The organism is Ruegeria sp. AA6, from assembly GCF_056542865.1.
The window spans coordinates 131,019-138,193 of record NZ_JBQGAN010000010.1 but is presented as its reverse complement, the minus strand read 5'-3'; the positions used below and the strand labels follow the sequence as shown (position 1 = coordinate 138,193).

4 protein-coding genes are annotated in these 7,175 nt (G+C 61.9%); all 4 read right to left on the bottom strand.

Annotated elements, in window-relative coordinates:
* Window positions 1-95: 95 nt before the first annotated feature.
* Genes ACR0LN_RS13730 through ACR0LN_RS13715 form a run of 4 tightly spaced genes read right to left on the bottom strand, consistent with a single transcriptional unit; the run spans window position 96 to window position 7,175 of the window.
* On the bottom strand, window positions 96-2,726 hold the full coding sequence (locus tag ACR0LN_RS13730) for a molybdopterin-dependent oxidoreductase (protein WP_480430362.1): 2,631 nt from the start codon (window positions 2,724-2,726) through the stop codon (window positions 96-98).
* Window positions 2,723-3,055 (bottom strand): nitrite reductase small subunit NirD, encoded by a 333-nt coding sequence (nirD, locus tag ACR0LN_RS13725; protein WP_480430360.1) that lies wholly within the window; start codon window positions 3,053-3,055, stop codon window positions 2,723-2,725. Before nirD ends, ACR0LN_RS13730 begins: the two co-directional genes overlap by 4 nt.
* Entirely contained in the window at window positions 3,052-5,484 is a 2,433-nt protein-coding gene (nirB, locus tag ACR0LN_RS13720) for a nitrite reductase large subunit NirB (RefSeq protein WP_480430359.1), read from the bottom strand. Before nirB ends, nirD begins: the two co-directional genes overlap by 4 nt.
* Before the next feature lie 5 nt (window positions 5,485-5,489).
* Window positions 5,490-7,175, bottom strand: a complete 1,686-nt coding sequence (locus tag ACR0LN_RS13715; protein WP_480430357.1) for an ABC transporter ATP-binding protein — start codon at window positions 7,173-7,175, stop codon at window positions 5,490-5,492.

Genomic DNA, 7,175 nt, shown 5'->3' with positions numbered 1-7,175 from the left:
TCTGCACATGCCCCCCAATGGACGCATACCAAGACGCCGCCGAATAATCACCAAAACACAAAAACAAATCCCCCGCCCAAAAGGCGGGGGGTTTGCTATTCAGCAGCCTCTTTCTGTTGGGTCGAGGCCAACAGAGCAGCCAATTCCGGGCGGCACGATCCGCAATTGGTTCCGGCCTGAAGGGCCTCACCAATGGCTTCGACGCTCAGCAGACCTTGCGTCTCAATCGCCGTCAGGATTGTGTTCATACCAACGTCGAAGCAAGAGCACAGAATCGGTCCCGGGTCTGGCATGTCTGCCGGAGCGCGGCCCGACAACAGGCCAAGGCTAGGCGTCTGCGGCAGCGTCGCCAGATAGTCGCGCATCACGGCAACCGGTGTCGCTGAGACGAACAGGGCCGCAACAAGCCGCCCGTTCTGGTGGAACGCAAGTCGAATGGTGCCGCGCCGGGTATCTTCAACGGCTGTGATCTCGGCGTTTGTCAGACCGAACAGTTCGCGCGCGGCGGCCTGCCAGTCTTGTACAGGGTTCTTTCCTGCCAGTTCTGCGCGGAAACCTGATTTTGTCGGGCTTTGCGCCCAATACGTGCAGGTCGGCTTCATCTCAAGGGCCGACACCGCGAAGCCGTACCACGCGGCGTCGAACCGAGTGACACTTACGACTGAAGCCTTGCTTTCGGGCTGGCCCGAGACAGGATCGACATCAGCAGCCACCACCGCGTCGATGCGGGCTGCTGGGGCGGTTTCTCCGGTCCAGTGGATTGGCGCAAAGACCTGACCGCGCGTGACGTCCGATGTAATTCGAGCACGCAGGATGGATTGGCCGTGCGAACTGCGGACTGTAACCAGATCGGCAGCAGCAATTTGTTGGTCGCGGGCGTCTTCGGGATGGATGTCCAGAAACGGCTCGGGCAGATGCGCTGACAGCCGGGGCGACAGGCCCGTGCGGGTCATCGTGTGCCATTGGTCGCGTAGCCGTCCGGTGTTCAGGCGGAAGGGATAGCGTGGCTCGGTCTTGGCCGCAGGCGGGCGCCATTTGACCGGTAGCAGCCGAGCCTTGCCATCGGGGTGAAAGAACTGCCCATCCGCAAAGAACCGACCGCCCTGCCGTGTAGCAGTCACAGGCCAGCGGGTGGGTTTCATCGCGTCATAGTCTGCCGCAGTCAGATCAGCGAGGCCCGAGATATCGAAATCCTTGCCAAACCGTGCTGCGATTCCGGACAACACCGCATGTTCGCGGAAAATCTCGGCCGGACTTTGGTAGTCGAACGCATTGGACCAGCCCATCCGACGTCCGACCTCGCACAGGATTTCCCAATCGGTACGGGCCTGTCCCGGCGCGGGCAGAACACTGCGCTGGCGGCTGATGGTGCGGTCGGAATTGGTGACGGTGCCGTCTTTCTCGGCCCATGCGGCGGCAGGCAGCAGCACATCGGCCAGCCGCGCCGTGTCGGTGCGGTCGGTGATATCCGAAACAACGGTAAAAGGGCAGGCGGCTATGGCGTCGCGCACCGCGTCGGCCTCGGGCATCGACACCACCGGGTTGGTGTGGATCACCCATAGCGCCTTGATGCGTCCGTCGCCTACAGCGCGGAACATGTCCACGGCTTTCAGGCCGGGGGCCTCGGGCATCGTCGGTGCCGACCAGAAATCGCGCACGGCAGCGCGGTGGTCGGCGTTTTCGATATCCAGATGGCAGGCGAGCATATTGGCAAGCCCGCCGACCTCGCGCCCGCCCATGGCGTTGGGTTGACCGGTAACCGACAGCGGTCCGCAGCCGGGTTTGCCGATCCGTCCGGTGGCCAGATAGCAGTTGAGGATCGCGTTGACCTTGTCACTACCCGAGCTTGATTGGTTCACGCCCTGGCTGAAGATGGTCACCACCTTTTCGGTACCAGTCCACATTTGACAGAACCGGTCGATATCCTCCGGGTCCAGCCCGGTGACCGAGACATCGTCGGCCAATGCGCTGTCCAGTGCCTCGTGAATGCCGGTTGTATGGGGCAGGAAATCCGTATCCACCAGCCCGCGCGCGTCAATCTGGGTCAGCAGGTGGTTGAACAGCGCCACATCGCTGCCTGCTGCCAGCGGCAGGTGCAGATCGGCGCTGTCACAAGTGGCGGTGCGGCGCGGGTCGATCACCACGATCTTGGTGCCGCGCGCCTGACGTGCCGCCATCAGACGCTGATACAGAACCGGATGACACCAAGCCAGATTGGAGCCGACCAGAACCACCAGATCGGCCTCGTCGATATCTTCATAAGTGCCGGGAACAGTGTCAGTACCAAAAGCGCGCTTGTGCCCTGCCACGGTCGAGGCCATGCAAAGCCGCGAGTTGGTGTCGATATTGGCCGAGCCGATGAAGCCTTTCATCAGCTTGTTGGCGACGTAGTAATCCTCGGTCAGCAACTGGCCCGAGACATAGAACGCCACCGAATCCGAGCCGTGCTCGGCGATAGTCTCGCTAAAGCGATCTGCCACCAGTTGCAGCGCGTCATCCCAATTGGTGTCGACGCCCGACACACGCGGGGCCAGCAGGCGCTGCGACAGGCCGATGGTTTCGGCCAGCGCCGAGCCTTTGGAGCAGAGCCGCCCTTGATTGGCCGGGTGGTCCGGGTCGCCGGTGACGGTCAGACCCCCGGCACCGTCCGGCTGCAGCAGTACACCGCAGCCGACCCCGCAATAAGGGCAGGTCGAACGCTTGGCGCAGGCGGTCAGGTCCTTCACGCGGCGCTCCTTTGGCCCAAAGAGGTGCTGTCCAGCAGGATGCGGTCGCCGTCCAGCTGCACCGGGTAGGTGGCGATCTGGCCTTCGTCCGCGCCTTGGGCCTGACCGGAGTTCAAGTCGAACACCCAATTGTGCAGCGGGCAGGTAACGGACTGGCCATGAACAATACCTTCGGACAACGGCCCACCCTTGTGCGGGCAGGTCTCCGAGGCGGCAAAGACCTCATCCTTGGCGGTGCGGAACAGGGCGATGCAACCGACAGGGGTTTTCACCACGCGCGCGCCGCGCAGGGGGATGTCGTCGATATGTCCGATGTCGATCCAGCTCATTCTGCGGCCTCCAGTGTCAGATCGGCCAAGGGCGCATAGCGCGGGGCCTCTTTGGCCTGCTCGGCCCATGGGTCTTTGCGATAGATGGACTGGCTGAGTTCGAACCGTTCAACCAGCGCGCGGCGGTTATCCAGATCATCCACCACGGTTTCCTTGATCCAGTCGAGGCCAACCTTCGCCATCCATTTATACAGACGGTCCAGATACTTGCCGCCCTCGCGATAGGCTTGCGTGACGGCCATGACGACCTCGATGGCTTCGTCCTCGGTCGGGACCTGAACCAGCAGTTCGGTTTCCTTGACGTCCATGCCAGCGGCACCACCGATGCTGATCTGATAGCCCGAGTCCACACAGACAACGCCGATGTCTTTACAGGTCGCCTCGGCGCAGTTGCGTGGGCAGCCCGAGACCGCCAGCTTCAGCTTATGCGGCGTCCACGAGCCCCACAGGATTTTCTCAAGCTTCACGCCCAATCCCGTGCTGTCCTGCGTGCCGAACCGGCAGTGATCGGTACCGACGCAGGTTTTCACGGTGCGCAGACCCTTGGAGTAAGCATGGCCCGAGACCAGCCCGGCCTTGTTCAGATCAGACCAGATATAGGGCAGGTCCGCGCCTTTCACGCCCAGCAGGTCGATGCGCTGACCGCCGGTGACTTTGACCGTGGGCACGTCGTATTTCTCGGCCGCGTCGGCAATGGCGCGCAACTCGGTCGGGTTGGTGATGCCGCCCCACATGCGGGGCACAACGCTGAACGTGCCGTCCTTCTGGATGTTGGCGTGTTTGCGCTCGTTGACGAAACGGCTTTGCGGGTCGTCCTGATACTCCACCGGCCAGTCGGCCAGTAGGTAGAAATTCACCGCCGGACGGCAGACATGGCAGCCGTTCAGGGTTTTCCAGCCCAGTTCCTGCCAGACGGCCTCCTGACTTTTTAGTTCTTGCGATTTGATCAGGCGGCGGACGTCTTCGTGGGTCAGATCGCAGCAGCCGCAGATGGGCTGCGCAGTGGGCATCTGGAAGTCGTCGCCCAGCGTGACCTGTAGCAGTTGTTCCACCAGCCCGGTGCAGGTTCCGCAGGACGCGCTGGCTTTGGTCGAGGCGCGGATTGCGCCCAGATCGGTCGCGCCGCCTTCGATGGCGGTGGTGATGTCGGATTTGCAGACGCCGTTGCAGCCACAGATTTCCGCTTCAGGCGGCAACGCTGCAACGGCTGAGAGAGGGTCCGCAGAGCCGCCCCCCTGATAGGCCGGGCCGAAGATCAGCGTCTCGCGCATCTCGGACACGTCTTCACCATCGCGGATCAGACCGAAGAACCAGTTGCTGTCACCGGTGTCGCCATACATGACGGCGCCGACCAGTTTGTCGCCTTCCAGCACCAGCCGTTTGTAAACGCCCCGGGCCGGGTCGCGGAACACGATGTCTTCGCGGGTCTCGCCCTCGGCAAAATCACCTGCACTGAACAGATCACAGCCGGTGACCTTCAGCTTGGTGGACAGTGAGCGCTGTTTGAACGCCGCTTCCTCGCCCAGCAGGGTCTGCGCCAGCACTTTGGCTTGGTCATAGAGCGGCGCAACAAGGCCAAAGATCTCGCCCTGATGTTCGACGCATTCGCCAACTGCATAGATATCGGCATCCGAGGTGATCATCTGATCGTCCACATGGATGCCGCGGCCAACGGCAAGGCCCGTGTCCTGCGCCAGCGCGGTGTTGGGGCGAATGCCTACAGCCATCACCAACAGGTCACAGGGCAGTTCGGTGCCATCGTCCAGCAACAGCGCCCGGGCTTTGCCGTTCTCGCCCGCGATCTCGGTCGATTTGGAATTCAGCAGAACTGTGATGCCTTTTTCTTCCAGCGATTTCTTCAACAGGTAGCCTGCGGCAGGGTCCAGCTGACGCTCCATCAGGTGGCCCATGATATGCACCACGGTCACGTCGGCCCCGCGTGCGGCCATGCCTGCCGCAGCCTCAAGCCCCAGCAAGCCGCCGCCGATCACGACGACCTTGTTGCCTGCGCCCATGCCCATCATCTGTTCGGTGTCTTCCAGATCGCGATAGGCGATCACGCCATCCAGATCATGCCCCGGCATCGGGATCATGAAGGGGTTCGAGCCGGTGCCAAAGATCAGCTTGTCATAGGCCACATCGCCATTCTCACCGCGCACTACCTTGGCGCCGCGGTCAATTTCGGTGACCTTCTCGCCAAACCGGCAGGTGATGCCCCGTTCGGCATACCAGGCGTTGTCATGGGTGACTATCTCTTCATAAGTCTGATCACCGGCCAGAACCGGGCTCAGCATAATGCGGTTGTAGTTCCCGCGCGGTTCGGCGTTGAACAAGGTGATATCGAACGCATCGGGGGTGGCGTCGGTCAGGTGTTCTAGCACCCGGCCCGAGGCCATGCCGGCTCCGATGACAACCAGTTTCTGTTTCATGTCATTCACTCCGCGGCAATGGCTTTGGGGGAAGGGGTTTTCGGCTTGGGTTTTGCGCCGTGCTCGTATTCCTCGAGGAAATCCAACACCTCTTGCCGGTATTCGTAGTAATCAGGGTGGGCCAGCAGCGCCTTGCGGGTGCGCGGGCGCGGCAGATCGACATTGGTGATCTTGCCGATCGTGGCCTGCGGGCCGTTGGTCATCATCACCACTCGGTCGGCCAGCAGGATTGCCTCATCGACGTCATGGGTAACGCAGATGGTGGTCACTTTGGTCCGCGACCAGACCTCCATCAGCACTTCCTGCAGTTCCCAACGGGTCAGGCTGTCGAGCATCCCAAAGGGTTCATCCAGCAGCAGCAGTTTCGGGCTCAGCGCAAAGGCGCGAGCGATGCCCACACGCTGGCGCATGCCGTTCGACAGGTCAGCTGCGGATTTATCCATCGCATCGGCCAGACCGACGCGTTCCAAGTAGTATTCCACCACGTCCTGCCGCTCGGCCTGGCTGGCGCGCGGATAGACGCGGTCGACACCGACCGAGACGTTTTCCTTGGCGGTCAGCCACGGGAACAGCGAGGGCGACTGGAACACCACGGCGCGTTCGGGATCGGCACCTTCGACATGACGGCCATCCAACTTGATCGCGCCTTTCGAGATGTCGTTCAGGCCCGCAGCCATGGTCAGCACTGTCGACTTGCCACAGCCCGAATGACCGATCAGCGAAATGAACTCACCGCGATTGAGCTTGAGGTTGAAATCCTCAACCACGGTCAGTGGGCCTTTGGGCGTAGGATAGACTTTGTGGAGCTGACTGAAATCCAGATAGCGCTCGTCGATCAAACCCGTCTGCGCCTCTTTCACCGCCGCAGGCACGCCGTGGATCGGGGTGACGTCGGGCAGGGTCTTGGTGCCTTCGACCTTGGCCTCGATCCCCACATCCATCAGGTATTTTGTAACCTCGCCGCGCAGGGCCTTGAACGTCTCGTCATGGTTCATTGCGGAACGGTCGCGCGGGCGGGGGATCGAGACTTTGAACTCGGCCCCCAAAGTGCCATCGGGGTTCAGTGGGATGATGCGGTCGGCCAGCAGGATCGCCTCGTCCACGTCATTGGTGATCAGGACACAGGTCTTGCGGTTCTCTTCCCAGATCTTTTCGATCTCCTCCGCCAGATTGCCGCGGGTCAGCGCGTCCAGCGCCGACAGCGGTTCGTCCAACAGCAGAACCTCGGGGTCCATCGCCAGGGCGCGGGCCACATTCACGCGCTGCCGCATACCGCCCGACAGTTCGGCGGGACGACGGGTAGCGGCGTGGCTGAGGCCGACCATGCGGATGTAATGCGCGACCTTTTCCTCTTTCTCGGCTTTGGGCATCTTTGGGAACACCGCATCCACGGCCAACCGCACATTGCCCGTCACTGTCAGCCACGGCATCAGCGAGTAGTTTTGGAAGATCACCCCCCGTTCCGGCGCGGGGCCGGTGATCGGGGCGTCACGGAAGGTGACGCTGCCCTTGGTGGGGAATTCGATCCCCGCCATCAGATTGATCAGCGTGGTTTTGCCGGTGCCGGAAAAGCCCAACAGAACCACGAACTCGCCTTCTTCAACCGAGAGGTTGATGTCCTTCAGCACAGCCGTCGCAGCGGTGCCGGTGCCGAAAGATTTGCTGACGTTCTTGAATTCCATCACAGCCAT

What these genes read in the sequence shown, in the direction of transcription:
- ACR0LN_RS13715 (WP_480430357.1), bottom strand. Translation starts at nt 7,175, where the DNA reads ATGGCTGTGATGGAATTCAAGAACGTCAGCAAATCTTTCGGCACCGGC.
- nirD (WP_480430360.1), bottom strand. Translation starts at nt 3,055, where the DNA reads ATGAGCTGGATCGACATCGGACATATCGACGACATCCCCCTGCGCGGC.
- nirB (WP_480430359.1), bottom strand. Translation starts at nt 5,484, where the DNA reads ATGAAACAGAAACTGGTTGTCATCGGAGCCGGCATGGCCTCGGGCCGG.